Source organism: Kordia sp., from assembly GCF_965224175.1.
GTDB lineage: Bacteria > Bacteroidota > Bacteroidia > Flavobacteriales > Flavobacteriaceae > Kordia.
Map to the genome: position 1 here is coordinate 2264776 of NZ_OZ245041.1, position 18446 is coordinate 2283221.

14 protein-coding genes and 2 tRNA genes are annotated in these 18446 nt (G+C 34.4%); 3 read left to right on the top strand and 13 right to left on the bottom strand.

Annotated features, from left to right (window positions below):
• Window positions 1–3: 3 nt before the first annotated feature.
• Complete coding sequence (gene pdhA / locus ACOQOS_RS09850) at window positions 4–1002, bottom strand: pyruvate dehydrogenase (acetyl-transferring) E1 component subunit alpha (protein WP_420574799.1); 999 nt, start codon at window positions 1000–1002, stop codon at window positions 4–6.
• Window positions 1003–1271: 269 nt separating this feature from the next.
• Between pdhA and ACOQOS_RS09855 the strand changes: the two genes are divergently transcribed.
• The gene (locus tag ACOQOS_RS09855) at window positions 1272–2639 is read left to right on the top strand and encodes a hypothetical protein (protein ID WP_420574800.1); all 1368 of its coding nucleotides are present in this window, start codon (window positions 1272–1274) and stop codon (window positions 2637–2639) included.
• Here the strand turns inward: ACOQOS_RS09855 and cdd are convergent.
• The 3 genes from cdd to porU all read right to left on the bottom strand — a co-directional run bounded on the left by cdd (window position 2634) and on the right by porU (window position 8547).
• On the bottom strand, window positions 2634–3116 hold the full coding sequence (cdd, locus tag ACOQOS_RS09860) for a cytidine deaminase (RefSeq protein ID WP_420574801.1): 483 nt from the start codon (window positions 3114–3116) through the stop codon (window positions 2634–2636). The genes ACOQOS_RS09855 and cdd overlap by 6 nt on opposite strands.
• Window positions 3117–3398: 282 nt before the next feature.
• Entirely contained in the window at window positions 3399–4640 is a 1242-nt protein-coding gene (gene porV, locus ACOQOS_RS09865) for a type IX secretion system outer membrane channel protein PorV (protein WP_420574802.1), read from the bottom strand.
• A gap of 31 nt (window positions 4641–4671) precedes the next feature.
• Window positions 4672–8547, bottom strand: a complete 3876-nt coding sequence (porU, locus tag ACOQOS_RS09870) for a type IX secretion system sortase PorU (RefSeq protein WP_420574803.1) — start codon at window positions 8545–8547, stop codon at window positions 4672–4674.
• A gap of 226 nt (window positions 8548–8773) precedes the next feature.
• Here porU and gldJ point away from each other — a divergent pair, with 226 nt between their 5' ends.
• Both gldJ and ACOQOS_RS09880 read left to right on the top strand, forming a co-directional pair.
• Window positions 8774–10471 (top strand): gliding motility lipoprotein GldJ, encoded by a 1698-nt coding sequence (gldJ, locus tag ACOQOS_RS09875; RefSeq protein ID WP_420574804.1) that lies wholly within the window; start codon window positions 8774–8776, stop codon window positions 10469–10471.
• A 79-nt stretch (window positions 10472–10550) separates the two neighbouring features.
• The gene (locus tag ACOQOS_RS09880; protein WP_420574805.1) at window positions 10551–11825 is read left to right on the top strand and encodes a UDP-N-acetylmuramoyl-tripeptide--D-alanyl-D-alanine ligase; all 1275 of its coding nucleotides are present in this window, start codon (window positions 10551–10553) and stop codon (window positions 11823–11825) included.
• A 36-nt stretch (window positions 11826–11861) separates the two neighbouring features.
• Here ACOQOS_RS09880 and ACOQOS_RS09885 read toward each other — a convergent pair.
• From ACOQOS_RS09885 to ACOQOS_RS09925, 9 genes are all read right to left on the bottom strand, one after another.
• Window positions 11862–11936 (bottom strand) — tRNA-Val (locus ACOQOS_RS09885).
• Between the two features lie 24 nt (window positions 11937–11960).
• Window positions 11961–12035 (bottom strand) — tRNA-Val (locus ACOQOS_RS09890).
• A 67-nt stretch (window positions 12036–12102) separates the two neighbouring features.
• Entirely contained in the window at window positions 12103–13323 is a 1221-nt protein-coding gene (locus ACOQOS_RS09895) for a bifunctional folylpolyglutamate synthase/dihydrofolate synthase (RefSeq protein WP_420574806.1), read from the bottom strand.
• Window positions 13324–13335: 12 nt separating this feature from the next.
• Window positions 13336–14232 (bottom strand): energy transducer TonB, encoded by an 897-nt coding sequence (locus ACOQOS_RS09900; protein ID WP_420574807.1) that lies wholly within the window; start codon window positions 14230–14232, stop codon window positions 13336–13338.
• A gap of 6 nt (window positions 14233–14238) precedes the next feature.
• Window positions 14239–14484 (bottom strand): hypothetical protein, encoded by a 246-nt coding sequence (locus ACOQOS_RS09905; RefSeq protein WP_420574808.1) that lies wholly within the window; start codon window positions 14482–14484, stop codon window positions 14239–14241.
• 125 nt (window positions 14485–14609) lie between these two features.
• A complete protein-coding gene (locus ACOQOS_RS09910; protein ID WP_420574809.1) occupies window positions 14610–14996 on the bottom strand; it encodes an ExbD/TolR family protein in 387 nt (128 codons plus the stop codon).
• A gap of 9 nt (window positions 14997–15005) precedes the next feature.
• Window positions 15006–15701 (bottom strand): MotA/TolQ/ExbB proton channel family protein, encoded by a 696-nt coding sequence (locus ACOQOS_RS09915; protein WP_420574810.1) that lies wholly within the window; start codon window positions 15699–15701, stop codon window positions 15006–15008.
• Window positions 15702–15754: 53 nt separating this feature from the next.
• The gene (gene nhaD, locus ACOQOS_RS09920; RefSeq protein ID WP_420574811.1) at window positions 15755–17170 is read right to left on the bottom strand and encodes a sodium:proton antiporter NhaD; all 1416 of its coding nucleotides are present in this window, start codon (window positions 17168–17170) and stop codon (window positions 15755–15757) included.
• A 23-nt stretch (window positions 17171–17193) separates the two neighbouring features.
• The gene (locus tag ACOQOS_RS09925) at window positions 17194–18420 is read right to left on the bottom strand and encodes a Glu/Leu/Phe/Val dehydrogenase dimerization domain-containing protein (protein ID WP_420574812.1); all 1227 of its coding nucleotides are present in this window, start codon (window positions 18418–18420) and stop codon (window positions 17194–17196) included.
• Window positions 18421–18446 lie beyond the last annotated feature (26 nt).

Consider the following 18446-nt stretch of genomic DNA (forward strand, 5'->3'; position numbering starts at 1 on the left):
GTTTTATAGTTTATGAGGTAAAAATGGATAATCTTCTTGTTCGTATACTGCGTCGTACATGAGGCTTTTTTCTGGATATGGAGATTCTTCTGCAAATTTTTCGCATTCTTTCACCAAGTCCTTTACACGCTTATCCATTGTTGCAATTTCATCTTCGGTAGCGTATTTTTTCTCCAATAAGATGTCTTTCACTTGTGTTATTGGATCTATTTTTTTGTACTCTTCTACTTCATCTTTTGTTCTGTAGTGTTGTGCATCTGACATAGAGTGACCTCTGTAACGATAGGTTTTCATTTCTAAAAATGTTGGTCCGTCACCGCGTCTTGCTCTTTCTACAGCTTCACTTACTGCTTCAGCTACTTTTATTGGATTCATTCCGTCTACAGGTCCGCAAGGCATTTGATATCCTTGTCCTAGTTTCCAAATATCTGTATGATTTGCAGTTCTTTCTACAGAAGTTCCCATCGCATATCCGTTGTTTTCACAGATGAATACTACTGGAAGCTTCCAATTCATTGCCATATTGAATGTCTCGTGCAATGATCCTTGGCGTACGGCTCCATCTCCCATGTAACATAAGGTTACTGCATTTCTTTTGAAATATTTATCTGCAAAAGCTAATCCAGCTCCTAGAGGAATTTGCCCTCCAACAATTCCATGTCCACCATAGAATCCGTTTTCTGGAGCAAATATATGCATTGATCCTCCAAGTCCTTGCGAGGTTCCAGTTGCTTTTCCATATAATTCTGCCATTACTTTTTTAGGATCAACTCCCATTCCAATTGGCTGAACATGGTTTCTATACGCAGTGATCATTTTATCTTTTGATAAATCCATTGCATGTAATGATCCTGCCAATACAGCTTCTTGACCATTGTATAAGTGAAGAAATCCACGCACTTTTTGCTGAATGTACACAGCAGCTAGTTTGTCTTCAAATTTTCTCCAAAATAACATATCCTCATACCATTTGAGGTATACTTCTTTAGTGATCTTTTCCATTTATTTCAAATTGGTTGGCTTTGCTATTTTTTAGATAATAACAAATCCATTTAAAGGTTTATAGCTTTTCGTTGTTTGTTTTCTAAATAAACGAATAACAAAAATACTATTTTAATAAGAAGTGGAAAAATGTAGCGGTAAATTATCTATGATTTAACACGATTTATTCTTTCGAAAACGTTATCGAAAAAATGTTTTGTACATGAAAGCACTACGTTAGTGTCACTTTTTGTAGTATTTTTAGTTTTTTATCAATATTAGAACTCAAAATGGGATTATTTCACAATTCATTTTTTACATTATTTTTAAGTGTAATACTTATATTTTTTTCTACAATTAGTTGTTCTTCCCCAAAAGAAAATAGAATCGAATTTCAAACTATATTAGGATTTCCTTTAACTGCCGATCAAGTCAAAAAAATAAAGTCTAGTTATTTTGAATTAGGATATCATGATGATATTTTACTTCGTAAGAGCATAAAAAATAATCGAGTTAAAAATATACAATCAGAGTATTTTAATTTGAATAGCTCAAAGATAGATTCAATTAAGCAACAGATTGACTTTTTTTCTAGTACAAAAACAGGGAATGGCTCAAGAATAGTTTCAGGAACTTCTGGTGCAATTTTCACCTCTATTGATACGTACACTAATTACGAAATTCAAGAAAAAGAATATTATGGAAAAAGCATTATTAGAAATGAAATATATGTGTTAGCTGATGGAAAAGCCATTGCTTTTCAAAAGAAAAGTAGATTAAATAAAAATGATGAATTTAATTCTTTCTCCTATGGTGAAAACGATGATATTGCTTTTTATAAATTTTACTATAATGTAAAAGGTGAGTTGGTTCTTTTTTGTGATTATCTGAATGAAAAATATCATGTATGCGAACCTTCCGTACTGGATGTTCCTCATCGTTTGATCAGTTTTCCTTTGAAGGATTTTGACAGATTAAAGCGTGCTTATTTTCCTTTTGAAGATATTAGTTATTTTAAAGATGCGACATTAAAACCATCTTCCTCTTATCTCGCAAGTTTACAAGAACGATCACATGATCAAGCACAATACAGGTCGCAAATTGGAACAAAAATCACTAAAGAATCTCTTCATTTAGTCAGAAAGTATGATAAGTACACATACACAACGGAAGGGTTTCCTAGAAAAATTGAGCATTATGAAGAGGGAAAATTAATTAATACAACTTATTTTTTAGCTAAAGATGAGTTAGAGGAAAATGCGCAACAACAATTAATTGGCACAGAAAATTATACTATTGTTAAAGCATACGAAGTAAAAAAAGGAATATTTCAAATCTTCAGACATTACACAAAGGATACTTTAATGACAAAAGAAATTAAAGTTTTAGATCAACAACAACGTATTATTGGTCATGGAGAATATGAGGTAAGTGAAAAAATAGATTATTCAAAGAATATCAAATTTTATTATGATGACGAAAGAAATATTACGTTGATTTTTTATTACCAATCAAATGGAGATATTGATAGTATTAGTTATCAGCAAAATGGAATGGTAATTTACACTAACGACATTGGAATTTCGAAATGGTGGAAATCCAAGCTTCGTCTTTTCCCTAATGAAGATATGGATTTTTACCGAAAAGGTTCTTTATAGGTATGATTTATCAAAAACCAACGGCAATAAATCTTTAAGCGAGTTAGATTTCATAATTTTTCCTTCTGCTCCCATAAAGTAAATTTCAATCGCTTCCTCTTGACGCATTTCATATTCTGCAATCGATTGCCTACATGCACCACATGGTGGAATTGGTGTTTTATTGATGTGATTGTCCGAAGTTGCCGTGATGGCAATTTGCTGTATGTTGACATTTGGATATTGCGCACCTGCATGAAAGATAGCTACGCGTTCTGCACATAATCCTGACGGATAGGCTGCATTTTCCTGATTACTTCCTGTTACTACTTCTCCGTTTTCAAGGAATAACGCTGCACCTACTTTAAATTTAGAATATGGTGCATATGCTTTTTTTCGCGCTTCAATAGCATGCTGCATTAATTCTTGAATGTTCTGAGGAAGTTCCTCTATATGGTCATAACACGTAAGTGTCGTTGTAATTTTTATTTCCTGCATGTGAAATTTATTTTCTTTATCATGTGTTGATCCATTCAGATCAAATCAGCCTAGAAATATAGTGATTATTTATGGAATTGCCTTGAATTCTGGTATTAGGTTTTGGGATATTGGTTTTTGACGTTCTTTTTATTACTTGTTGAATTGTTGGTTGTTAGTTTGTTTTTCGTGGATTCGTTTATTTGTCTGTTTGTCTGTTTGTCTGTTTGTCTGTTTGTCTAAAAACAAAAAACCTTTCAAGTAATTTGAAAGGTTTTTGTATTATTTTTTGTGTGATGAATTTTATAATTCGTCGTATGTGTCTCCTAAGTTGAATGTTAAAGAGAAACGTAATGTGTTTTCTAATGGGTTTCTTACTTGTGATGCAGAGAATAAATAAGATACATCAATTTTTACAGCGCTGTATTTAAATCCAGCTCCAAGTGTAAAAAACTTTCTTGCTCCTTTTATTTCACTTTCATTGAAATATCCTGCACGTAACGCAAATGAATCTTGATACCAGTATTCAGCTCCAAGTGCCCATGTAAATTCTTTTAATTCTTCACTGAAACCATCTGGTGCATCTCCAAATGATTGGAAAATTCCTGAAACGAAACTTACATCATCATCTTGACCAGCAACAATAATTGTTGGTTCATTTTCATTTACATCTGGTGTAGATAAATCGTCTGTATCTTGGTTTCCATCACCATTAGTATCTACGAATCCGAGTTTCGGAGGTGTTGGCACTAATAATTTGTTTACTTCCACACTTACAGCAAGTTTACTGTATTCATCAAAGATAAAGTCAAATCCACCACCTAATTTTAATTGTGTCGGCAAGAAGTTTTCTTGTCCAAGGTCGTCATATTTTAATTTAGGTCCTAAGTTAGAGATATTGAATCCCGCTCTCCAACGTCCATTAAAGCTGTCGTATGCAACTTCTTCTGATTGATAGTAACCTGCAATATCAACTGCAAATGTACTTGCTGCATTTGCTTCTGTATCTGGCTGTGATTGTAGTTTTAGATCAGAACGCAAGAAACGACCTGTTACCGACATTGAGAATTGATCACTTAAACGTAACGCATACGATGCATCAATTGCCAATTCGTTTGGTCTTTCAATTAATGGTGTAAAGTTTCCTATGTCTGCTTGTTGCTGTGTAATAATTTCAATTTCACCTAAACTAAAGTATTTAATACTTGCAGCCCAAGCACTTCTTTCGCTGATTCTGTTGTAGAACGTTAGGTTTCCTAGAAATATATCATTTACTAAATCACTTAAGTATGGTGTGTAACTGATTCCTACTCCTATTTGCTCGTTTGCAAATGCATATTTTGCAGGATTCCACTGCTGTGAATATGTATCTGGTGATGTAGCAACTCCTAGTTCTCCCATACCAGCAGCTCTTGCGTCTGGTGTAATTAAAAGGAAAGGAACTCCTGTGGTAATTACTCTTGTATCATTTGGATTTACTACCGTAGTTTGTGCTAACATCCCTAATGGAATTAAACACAATATGGATAAAAATATCTTCTTCATTCAGTTAAATTTTAACAAATATAGTTTTTATTTATAGTATTACAAGTTTTTCAAATTTTTCAACTTTCTGATTAGTTAACGGAGATTTTACCGTAATCTTATATACGTAGACTCCTTTTGCGAGTTTATCTCCAAAATCGTCTTTACCGTCCCATACAATATCTCTTGACAGTGAACTAAAGTCTTTACTTGATGCTCCAGCGTTAGTTTTTCCGACAAGCGTACGTACTACTTTCCCTGAAACTGTAAAAATTTGTACCATAATATCAAGTTCACTAGAACTATTGTGATTGAACCAAAATTCCGTGTAGCTAACAAAAGGGTTTGGATAATTTAACACATTAGTAATAGTCAATGAGTTGTTTTCATTGAATACCGTGAATTGTATTTCTGTTGTAGATGAGTTGTTGTACACATCCCATGCTTTTAATGATAAGGTATGTGTACCTTCTTCTAAATCACGCAATGGAAATTTCACAATTCCTCTTGTGTAATCGTTTAATTCTGTTTCGTAATAGTCATTTAATACAAATGGATTGACTTCATCTCCATCAAGAATAGCTACAATATCATGTCCAATTCCACTTGCAGTGTTGATTCCATTTGCATCAGATAGTTTTGCTAGTAAGAACGGAGATTCATTGGTAATTCCTCCCGAAACAAAACTTTCATCATTTAGAAATAAGTTTACAACTGGTGCGTCGTTATCTATGGGTGCATCTTCATTGAGCTCACCTACTTTTAGGTTTTCACTAAACCCTGTATGATCTTCGAGTACATCTCCTTTTTCTGCATAGAAGCTTATACGTCCGTTTCCTACTGGAATGGTAATATCACGCGGTACTACAAACTCAAATTCGAAGTTTCCTTCTACTACTTCTGCCTTTCCTCTAAAGATAATTTCTCCTAAAGTTTCAAAATCTAACACAAATGGAAAGTCATTTGCTAAAGTTTGACGCTGAATCTTTTTATCATAAATACTAGAGAATACCGTTCCGTTGTAACTGTTGAGTAAGTTTCCTGATTCATCTGTAATGTTTCCTGAAATTTTCACTCTACTTAATGCTTTTAGCGTATCCGTTGGCTGTGTAATTGGCACATCATTGATTGCTGTAAGATTTACTCTTGGACGAGGAATAGCCAGTTTTAACGCTGGATCTCCAATATAGAAAACAGTTCTTTTGTTAGATGTTGTTACCAAATTTTTGGTTTGACGTAATGCTTCAGACACTGGTTGATATTCGTTAGAACCGTAAGAAAATAAATATCTTGCTAAGAGCTCATTGATACTTACACCTACATTTTGGAATATTTGACGTGTCGTTGTTAATAATGAAACTGCTCCTCCTTTTTCGTTCCAAAACATGAATTCTCCTGCTGTTTGACGTAGCGGATTATCAAATCGGGTGTATTCACAAGTAATTGTGATAAATAAAGGAAGACGACATTCGTTTGTTAGTTCTTGTGAATCTACTTTTTCAAAAATTCGTTCTCCTGCAAGTCCATCTTCTCCTCCATGACCAAAATAGTTTACTACTAATGAACCTAATGCAATATTATCTTTTATAGCTTCTGTTACTTCAGGGTAACGTTCTCCAGCTGCCGATGATTGTTGTACAAATGCATCTGAATGTATTTTAGAGATATTGATGAACGGTTTTTCGAGTGCAATTGTATTTCCTAAAGCATCTAAATCTACTTCTAAGTCTTTGTCTGAGTTATTTTCAGCATCATCAGAAACAATTGTTACCGTATTTCTCCATCTACCATATGCTTCTTTACTGTAGTATGTAATGGTTTTATCGACCATTTGTTTTGCTTGATTCGCATCTAAAATTAGCATACGTCCCAAAGCAATATCTAAACGATCAGAGACTGCCATAGTTCCTTCATTAGGATCCATCATTCCGTAGAAATCATCTGTCATAAAACCTCTAGTTAGGTTAAAACTATCATAGGCTTGATACACAGGAACAATGTTTGTATTTCCTTCTATTCTGTCTTTATAGTCATATGAAGCGTCTCCAAAGAAGCATACATATTTCAATCTATTATCAGGAGTCGTTGCGTTGTCATATACATATTTTAAAAAGTTACGAATTGCTCCGATATCAGGATTTCCTGTATTGAATTCGTTGTATATGCTTTTTAACGTAACTACTTTTACGTTCATTTCTGAAATATTTCTGTGTAAATCAGCTAAACGTTCTGCTTGAGAGACAAAATCTTCTGGTGAAATAATAATGTAATCTACATCACCACCAGAAAAAATACTTCCTTTTAAATCTTGATTTACTACTAAGCTATTAGGTTCAATCGTGGGAATTAAAAAGCGAGAATTATCTAATGCGATATATTCTCTAATTTCTCCCATTGGCGCTCTAAAAGAAAAGTTACTTGCCGCTGTAGAATTGGTTACTTTGGTAGCATTCCACATATCTGTTATATCCCAAACTTCTTCTATTGCTGCAGCATTAGAGATTACGTATTCTCCAACTCCTAAGACATTTCTGGCATCATTATATTTGAATGTAAATTGTTCTCCAACTCCCATTAACATACGCTTTGCTTCTACAGAAATATAATCTAAGTATGCTATAGAACCTGCGATTCCGTTGTTTTCGTAACGAAGTGTGATGTTTAAATCTCCGGAAGTTAAATTTACTTCATCTTCTATTAGACCTTGTCTTTGTTGAGAAGCTCCAGAAACAATATGTTGTGTTGCTAGAGATGAACCATTTATTTGCGCAAAACTGAAGTTGAAAGCAGATTGTCCGTTAATATTTTCTGCAGGTTGTCCATTAATAAATGTAGACATCGTAGTAATTCCATTAGAAATAGCCGCTGGTTTTATTCCAATACGAACTGGCTCTGATGTAACTAAGTTTGGCAAACTGAATTCGAATGTTTGTTCTGATTCAATATTAAAGACTTCACCAAACCATCTTCTTCCTAGTTTTACAATATTTACAACATCAACTTCATGAAATTGATAATCGTCATATTCTGTGATTGTTACAGCTGGAGCTGTTGTAGGTTGTACAGCTTCGGGAATTCGCTTTCCGTCATCAGATCCATCTGCTGTTATGTAATAATAAGTCTTATCTGTGTAAGCATTGATATGTGTTTGACTGTCAGCATTCCATTTTTCTGGACCTTCCGCGTAAAATAAGATATAATCTCCTTGATTAAAGGCTCCATCTTCTTCTCCTATTACAGAGATTGCGTTTTCAGTAACATCAAAATACTGATTTAAGGAATTTAAATGAGGAATCATACGACCTCCATTTCCATAAATTTTTATTTTTCTGGGATTAATAGTTCCTGTATCCAGTCCTAATTGATTTAAAAAATCGGCACTCAGTCTATAAATACCAGATTCTTCCACTGAAAATTTATAAAAATTTCCACTAGATAACACAGAACTTGTAATGACTTGACTGTTTTTTGCTAATGAATTTGGTCGGCGCGCCAAAAAATTATAGCTCACATCAAAACTAAGTACTTTCTTTATGATTCCGTTATCATTGATAAGTGGAGAAACAATAAGAACGTGTGCATTTTTCCCTCTAGCTCCTGAATTTAATATTTTTGCTTGAATCGAAGTTGGCAGCTTTCGTTTGTTTATTGCGCCCAATTTTTCATTGGAAATAGTTGCATATGCTACATTTTCTAGATTAATTGTTCTGTTATTCACATAACGATCATCGTCCCATTGTGCAATAAAGCTAATAGTACCATCATCATTATTAACAAAATATTTTTCATCAAATACAGGCAATTTCTCTGCTGAATTTTCTTTTAAAAATTCTTTCGGAGTGTCACTCCATGTTAAATCAAAGTGCCTATTTTGCGCCTGTGCACTTATAAAAAGGAGTCCAATAAGGAAAGTTAGAGTATTTTTCATTGCATCTTTAACGATAAATCCATTGAAATATTATTCAATGTTTTTGCTATTTCTTTAAAAAAACAAAATTAAGAATAATAAATAACAACTGTGTCCGTTATATGAAAACTATTAATATTTGTGATGAAGATAAGGCATCATATTAATTTTTGAAATAAATCTTGATATTTTACCTTTAATTGCTATATTGCAAACCAAAATTTCTCTCAATACTCAAGTCTTGACTATGAAAAAGCGAACATTAAGAATTATGCTACTTGTCGCAGTAGTTTCATTAGGATTTTTTAGTTGTAAAAGATCATCATCAAAGAACACCTCAAAAGCCACTGGTTGGCGTATCGACGGAAAAGATGGTGGATTTGCAGCTAACACAAAATACAAAGATCAGGAAACAGCTCCTGGATTAGTATTTGTAGAAGGAGGTACCTTCACAATGGGAAAAACACAGGATGATCCTATGCATGATTGGAACAACACTCCAAACCAACAACACGTGCAATCTTTTTATATGGATGAAACAGAAGTTACCAATTTAATGTACACTGAGTACTTATATTGGACTAAAACTGTATTTCCTCCAGAAGATCCAAATTACAGAAACATTTACACAGGTATTTTACCAGATACATTAGTTTGGAGAAATCGTTTAGGATTTAATGAAACGATGACAACCAACTATTTAAGACATCCTGGTTATGCTGAATACCCTGTAGTTGGAGTAAACTGGATTCAAGCTGTTCAATTTTGCCAGTGGAGAACTGACAGAGTTAACGAAGCTGTTTTAGAGCGTGAAGGATACATTGCTAAAGGTGTAAAAACTGATAGTATTGATGCTTCAAGCACATTCAGCACAGAAGCTTACTTAACTAACCCTAAGGAAACTTATGGTGGTAGAATTGATGACTACCGTGGTAAAATGGCTGAAAGATCAAACAAGAAAAAGAAAAAAGGTGAAGATGCTGAAGATGGCGAAGAAGCAGAAGAAACAAATGTTTATGCTAAGCGTACTTCTGGAATCATTTTACCTGAATATCGCTTACCAACTGAAGCTGAGTGGGAATATGCCGCTAAAGGTTTAGATGGACTAAGAGAGTACAACAACGTACGTGGTAGAAAAAAATACCCATGGAAAGGTGAATTCACAAGAAGTGGAAACAGAAAAAGACGTGGAGATCAGTTAGCAAACTTTAAGAACTCTAAAGGAGATTATGGTGGAATTGCAGGTTGGTCTGATGACGGAGCTGATATTACTGCTCGTGTGAAATCATATCCTCCAAATGACTTTGGATTATATGATATGGCAGGAAACGTTGCAGAATGGGTTTCTGATGTATATCGTCCAATTGTAGATGATGAAGCAAGTGACTTTAACTACTATCGTGGAAATGTTTACATGAAAAACAAAATTAACGAAGAAGGAAAAGCTGAAATCGTAAACAACGAGTCTATCAAATATGATACACTTGCTACTGGTAGAATTGTAGCTAGAAATTTACCTGGACAATTAGCTCAGGTTGATATTGACGAGAATGAAACATATTTAAGAACTAACTTCGACAAAGCAGATAACAGAAACTACCGAGATGGTGATGTTGCTTCTTCAAGATTTTATGACTTATTCAACGAAGACGAAGAAGGTGGAGAATCTGACGGAAAACGCATGTACAACGCACCAAAGCACGTAGTTGGATCTGATTCATTAGGAATGATCAGAAAGTATGATAAATCAGACACTAGAACCACATTAATTGATGACAACGTAAGAGTTTACAAAGGTGGATCATGGAAAGATAGAGCATACTGGATTGATCCAGCGCAAAGAAGAGCTTTCCCTGAATATATGGCAACTTCTTACATTGGATTTAGATGTGCAATGTCAAGAGTAGGTTCTAAAGCGCAAGGAAAAAAGAGACCTAGAAACTAATAACACATTTTATGTGTCACAATATGAAAGCCCTGAGAAGTCAGGGCTTTTTTTCGTTTTAACTTTAATTCAATAAAAGATGATTCAAGAGTTATATCAAATCTTTCAAAAGCACTCTGTCATTTCTACTGACTCAAGAAATATTACTCCTAATTGTATATTTTTTGCGTTAAAAGGTGAAAATTTTAACGGCAACTTATATGCAAAAGATGCTTTAGAAAAAGGAGCCACTTATGCAGTCATAGACGAAGAAGATTATATTATTTCCGAAAAAACCATTCTTGTCAAAGATGTATTAGAAACACTTCAAAAATTAGCAAATTATCACAGAAAACAATTGAATCTTCCTATTATTGGACTCACTGGAAGCAACGGAAAGACAACTACAAAAGAGTTAATAAATACCGTATTAGCCAAAAAGTTTAAAACCGTAGCCACAAAAGGTAACCTTAATAACCATATAGGCGTACCACTTACACTTCTTTCCATGAATTCCAATACCGAAATAGGAATTGTAGAAATGGGCGCTAATCATAAGCAAGAAATAGCTTTCTTAAGCACTATTGCCGAACCAGATTATGGATATATTACAAATTTTGGAAAGGCACACTTAGAAGGCTTTGGAGGCATAGAAGGTGTTATCATAGGAAAAAGTGAATTATACGATCACCTAAAGAGCAATGATAAATTTATTTTTGTAAACGGAAACGATTCTAAACAAGTAGAACGCACACAGGAAAGCAAAACATATACTTTTGGAAATACAAATACTAAAAGCGATATCACTATCGACTTACTAAGCGCTAATCCGATGGTAAAAGTTTCAGCAGACAATTCAGAGATTCAAAGTCAATTAATCGGTTCTTATAATTTTTCTAACATTGCTGCCGCAATTGCTATTGGAACATATTTTAATGTTGAATTAAGCGATATTAAAGCCGCTATAGAAGCTTACATTCCTTCTAACAATAGATCTCAGATAATTCATAAAAATAGCAACAAGATCATTTTAGATGCTTATAATGCTAACCCAACTAGCATGAAAGCCGCCTTAGATAATTTCTCTGGCTTGACTGACACTTTGAAGATTGCTTTTTTAGGCGATATGTTTGAATTAGGAGAAAGCGCTAAAGAAGAACATCAATTCATCAATGAATATGCAGCTTCTTTAAATATTCATAAGATATATTTAGTTGGAGAAAATTTTGGAAGAAGTATAAATTCAAATTCAAAAGTTGAAATACATTCTACTTTTGATTCATTAAAAGATAACTTTCCAAGAATAGAGAATAGCACCTTACTAATAAAAGGTTCAAGAGGAATGGCATTAGAACGAATTCTAGAATTATTATAAACTAAAAAAAGCTTCTCTTTTGAGAAGCTTTTTTTGTGGGTAATACTGGATTCGAACCAGTGACCCCCTGCTTGTAAGGCAGGTGCTCTGAACCAGCTGAGCTAATCACCCGAAGTTCATTTTTCAATAAGATTGTGGGCGATACTGGATTCGAACCAGTGACCCCCTGCTTGTAAGGCAGGTGCTCTGAACCAACTGAGCTAATCGCCCTTATTGCTAATAGCGGATGCAAATATAGAATACATTTTATATCTAGCAAAATTTAATTTAAAAAATTTTAAACTATTTCTGCCACAACGAATGAACTACCTCCTATATAAATAACATCATGCTTTGCTGCTTTTATTCTTGCATTTCCATACGCTTCTGAAACTGAATCGTATACATTACCAACCAATCCATACTCATTAGCTTTTCGTTGCAATTCTAAAACTTCTAAACTTCGATTTATTTTTGGAGCACAAAAGTAATAGATCGCTTTTTTAGGAAGTAATGGAAGGATATCCTCTAAATTTTTATCATTAACCACTCCAAAAACTAAGCGTAAAGTTTCAAATTTTTCTTTTTGAAGTTGTCGCATCGTTATTTCCAAACCTTCTTTATTATGAGCCGTATCACATATTGTTTTTGGTTTCTCTGCAATGATTTGCCATCGTCCTTGTAAGTTTGTATTACGAACTGTGTTTAATAATCCGTTTTTAATCTGTTTTTCTTGTATTTGAAAGCCTTTTAGTAAACGAATGGCTTGTACCGCAGATTTGTAGTTTTTCTGCTGGTAATCGCCTAATAAGTCAGTTTTATAAATTTCTTGAATCGTTTTTTCTGCCAGATATATTGCTGCATTTTCCCCTTTTGCTTTTTCAATAAAGACAGGAAAGGTTTCTTTATGATATTCTCCTATGACTACAGGAATATTTTTTTTGATGATTCCCGCTTTCTCTGAAGCAATTTTCGGCAGCGTATTCCCTAAAAATTTGACATGATCTAATCCGATGTTTGTAATTACACTTACTTCTGGTGTAATGATGTTAGTAGAGTCTAATCTACCGCCTAAACCAACTTCAATAATAGCTATATCTACTTTCTGCTTTGCAAAATAGTCAAATGCCATCGCCGCTGTCATTTCAAAGAAAGACAGTTTTTCAGTTTCAATGTATGATTTGTTTTCTTTTACAAACTTAATTGCACTTTCTTTCAAAATCATTTCTCCATTGACACGAATACGCTCTCTGAAATCTTTTAAGTGTGGTGATGTATACAATCCGACTTTATAACCTGCTTCTTGTAATATAGAAGCTATCATGTGACTCGTAGAACCTTTTCCGTTGGTTCCGGCCACATGAACGCTTTTGAATGCTTTTTCTGGTGATTTTAGATGTTTTGTAAAATTGGTGATTTTTATCAAATCCCAAGCTGTATCATCATTTGATGCTCCTTTTTTTTGATATGATGATTCAAATTGCTCTTGCAACCATTCGTTTGCTTGCTTATCAGTCATTTAGAATAATTACTATTGACCTAATTTGAAGTTTACTACAATAAATCCAACTTGCTTAGATGGCGCCTTGTTGTCAGCATTCCATTTGTATGTTTTAGCTGTTTTTATGGCAGCATCTATTAAACATTGTTCTGTACTTGTAGATCCTTTAGGATTGTATGAAGCATCCGTTACTTGTCCTTTTCTATTTACTTTGATAGCAACAACTATAGTTCCGTCTTTATCACATTCCTGCACAAATTTATCGCTTGCGAGTTTACTTCTTCCGTTCAATCCAAAACCTCCAGCGCCGCCATTTCCAGAACCTGGAGCTCCATAGTAGCTCGCCGCATATGGATCTCCTTTTGGATCTCCTTTATCGCCTTCTCCATCACCCGGACCTTCGCCTCCATCTTCCGTCCCATCGGAATTATTTACGCCATTCATCATAGCATCTAGTTTGGCTCTTTTCTCGGCTTGCTCTTGTTTTAATTTTTCTTCTGCTTCTCTTTTTTCTTTTGCAATACGATCTGCTTCAGCTTTCGCTTTTTTAGCTTCTTCATCAGCTTTACGTTTAGCTTCTTCTGCTTTTTTGATCGCTATTGACTCTTCAGAATCTTGCGTAACCACTTCTTCAGAAGCAGTTTCTGTAGGCGTTGTTTCTGGTTGCTCTTCTGGTTGCGCTTCCGTTTCCTGTGGCTCTACTTCTTTTGGTTGTTCTACTGGAGCCGTTTTTGGCTTTAAAGCTGCTTTTGGCTGCACATTACCGCTACCAGTATTGGTAGTTCCGAAGTTTACTGCAATACCGCTTTCCTCTGGCGGATCTAGATATCGCATCCCAAAGAAAAACATTAGAAATAATAAAAAAATCATTAATACCGTAGTAATCGTTGCTGATTTTCGTTTGTGTTCTGTGTTTAATAATGACATAATCTTCTATTTTGGAGAAACTTCCACAACAATATCATAATTGCCTTTTTGGAGAATTTCTAAGATTTCTAATGTTGTTTTTGAAAGCAAATCATGAGATTCATATCGTATTGTTACGTTTTTTACTCCATTAGATTTTGATTTCAAAATTTCTGCTACATCTTCTTTTACTACTTTTTTAGCGTCAATATATATTTTTTCGTATCTACTGATGCGTACATGAATTTCATTTGCCTTAGTAGATTTTGACACCTCAACTTTTTCAGAGTAATTTTCAATGTATCGTGCAAAATACACCAAACCCAACAAAAATATCACACCCACAATGAAAACGAATGGTATGTTAAACTTTTTGTTTCTCGTTTCAAGCAAACTCATTATTGAGGACGAACCGCTAGAATAATTTTGTATTTGTTTCTATTAGCTATATCCATGATATTCACTGCTTTTTCAATAGGAACACCTTCTTCAGCTCTTAATATTACTGTAGGCTCTGTTTGACCTCTCAGTTTTGCTTGTAATTTCGACTCTACTTGGCTCGCTCTTACACGATCTGAATCTATATATATTTCTAAATTCTTTTTTATACTTACAGATACGTTTTGCGTATTCGTTGATTTCCCTTTTGCTTTTGGCAATAGTAAATCGAGTGCATTTGGCGAATTGGATGTTAACATAAAAAACACCAATAGCAGGAACACGATGTCTGTCATAGACGACATACTAAATTCTGGACTTACTTTGTTTCTACCTTTTAACTTCATAGAGTAAGTTTATACAGGTTCATTTAATAAATCTAAGAAATCTACTGCATTTGCTTCCATTTGATGCACCACTTTGTTTGTTTTTACTACTAAGTGATTATATCCTATGTATGCAATAATACCTACTATTAAACCTGCTACCGTTGTTGTCATCGCTGTATAGATACCACTCGCTAACGATCCCATTTCTGCTTGACCTCCACTTGTAGCCATTTCATGGAATGCCAAGATCATACCAATTACAGTTCCTAAGAAACCAATCATTGGTGCAGCACCAGCTACAGTTGCCAAAATACTTACATTTTTTTCCAGTTTGTATACTTCTAACACACCTGCATTTTCAATAGCTTTGTTGATATCTTCTAACGGCTTTCCAATTCTTGAAATTCCTTTTTCCGTTAAACGTGCTACTGGCGAATCTGTTTGAGAACACAACATCTTAGCAGCATCTAACTTTCCGCTAGAGACATTATCCTTAATTTGATTCATGAAGTTTTTATCAATCCTAGAAGCGGCTTTTATTGCAAATATTCGTTCAAAATAGATATATAAAGCTACTGCTAATAAAAGAAGTAATACGCTTATGATAATAATACTTCCTATTCCTCCATTGACTACTAATTCGTAAATCGAAAGTGTTTGCTCTTGAACTTCAGCTGCATCTTCTGGGTTAGCAGCATCTTTTACTGACTGTAATAGTAACATATGTGTTTTTTGATTTAAACTATATAACGTTTATTTTTTTATTTAAGTATACTTTAGAACAAGGTTCGCATGATCATAAATGCTGCTGATCCAACTACGAATCCAATTAAAGCCAACCAAGCTATTTTTTTGAGATACCAAAAGAAATCAATTTTTTCCATTCCCATTGCTACAACTCCAGCCGCAGAACCTATGATTAACATACTTCCTCCAGTTCCGGCTGCGAAAGCAATAAAATGCCATAATTCATGATCTAAAGGTTCAGTAAACATTCCTAAACTTGCTGCAACTAATGGCACATTGTCAATTACCGCAGATCCAACTCCAAGCAACATCACTACTAAATCAGAAACGCCGCCTTCATGCATTTCAGTTCCTAATTGTGGCGTTGCAGTTTTTAACCAGTCTGCAAAACCAAATAATAATCCTAGAGATTCTAATGCTGCAACTGCCATTAATATTCCTAAGAAGAATAAGATACTTGGCAATTCAATTTTTGATAGTGAATGATGCACTGGACTATGATGCGCTGCCATGGCATTTTCTGTATCAACATCATGCCCTTCATTGGCGCCAACTGCAGACATACTAAATTTCGTATTACTATATAATTCTGCAAATATTGCAACTATAGCTAATGACAACATCATTCCTACATATGGAGGTAAATGTGTTACTACTTTAAAGACAGGTACAAAAATAATTGCAGATAGTCCTAAATACAACATTGTTGGTCCAAAACGATGCGTTTTCTTATCCTCAGTTTCTTCTTCTTCAGGAAGGTTTCCTTGAAAAGGCTTTAAGAATGACGCTATAAATGTTGGCACCAACATACATAGTAAAGATGGAATGAATAAGTATGCTAGTAATTTTCCAGTAGATACTTTGTTACCAATCCATAACATTGTCGTTGTCACATCTCCAATTGGAGACCAAGCTCCACCTGCATTTGCCGCGATAATTATTAAACCTGCATACCATACACGGATGCTTCTATCTCCAATAATTTTCTGCAAGATTGAAATCAATACAATTGTCGCTGTTAAGTTATCAATGATAGCAGATAGTATAAATGCTAAGAAAGCAAAAATCCATAAGACACGTTTTTTACTTCTTGTTTTAATAAAACCTTTAATTGTGGCAAATCCATTGAAATAATCAATAATTTCCACAATAGTCATAGCTCCAAGTAAGAAGACTAATATTTCGGCGGTTTTTCCTAAATGATGCAGTAATGTTTCTTCCATGAGATGCATCTTGTCAGATTTTTCCATGCCGCCAAAGTTTTCGACGAGTGCATGTGCTCCTGAATCAAACCAATTTTGAAAGTCTTCAATTCCGAAAGCAATGAATGCCCAACATATCGCCATCATGGCTAATGCGGGAATAAGCTTATCTATTTTTAAGTTATGTTCTAAGGTTATCGCTAAATATCCTATGACAAATACGGCTATTATTGCTGATTCCATTTGCTGTTTTTATAAGTTGATGGTTATACTAATTCTTTTAATGCTATTTCAAAAGCAGTCTTACTTACATCTACTTTTGAAGCATTACGCTTAAATGTGTTTTGTAACGCTTTTTTGATAATTTTAGAAGTATCTTCAAAGATAGCTTCATCTGTCATTGCTACTCTACGTTCCATAAAATATGCAAATACTCTCGCCATTCCACAGTTAGAGATGAAATCAGGAATTAAGCTTACTTTTTGATCTGCATGCTCCATAATTGGTCCGAAGAAAATTTCTTTATCGGCAAATGGTACATTAGCTCCACAAGTAATTACTTCTAATCCTGTATCAATCATTTTATCAATTTGTTCTTGAGTAATCAGCCTAGAAGCTGCACATGGTGCAAAAATTTCCGTTGGCAATTCCCAGATACGTTGATTCATTTCTTCAAAAGAAATCATATTATCAGCAACAAGTGTGTTTCCGTCTTTCTTTAAGAAATAGTTTTTAATTTCTTCATACGAAAATCCTTCCTCATTTATCACTCCGCCAACTCTGTCAATGATTCCTACTATTTTTGCACCCATTTGCGCTAAGTAATACGCTGCTGCTGCACCAACATTTCCAAATCCTTGTACAATAGCTCGTTTTCCTTCAATTGATCCGCCATAGATATCGTAGAAATGGCGTGCTGCTTCAGCGACACCAAATCCTGTAATCATGTCTGCAACTGTATATTTTTTAGTTACATCAGGAGAATATTGAGTGCTTTCAATGACTTTGATCACACCTAAACGTAACTGACCAATTCTATTGATTTTATCTGCTTCCGTAGGCTTAAAGTGTCCATTAAAAACTCCTTCTTGTGGATGCCATACTCCGCTATCTTCTGTGATTGGAATTACTTCATGAATTTCATCTACATTTAAATCTCCACCAGTTCCGTAGTAACTTTTCAGTAATGGAGCTACCGCTTTGTACCAACGTTTTAAGACTCCGTTTTTACGAGGATCTTGTGGATCAAAATTGATTCCTGATTTTGCTCCACCAATGGCAGGGCCAGATACCGTAAACTTTACTTCCATTGTTTTGGCTAATGAAAGTACTTCATTCATGTCTAAGCCTTTTCGCATTCGTGTTCCTCCACCAGCTGCACCACCTCTAAGCGAATTGATGACTGTCCATCCTTCTGCCTCTGTTTCAGGGTCTTTCCAGTTAAAAACTATTTCAGGTGCTTTGTTTTCGTATATTTTGAGTAATTCTTTCAATTAATTATTTTTTTATAGTCATGTTA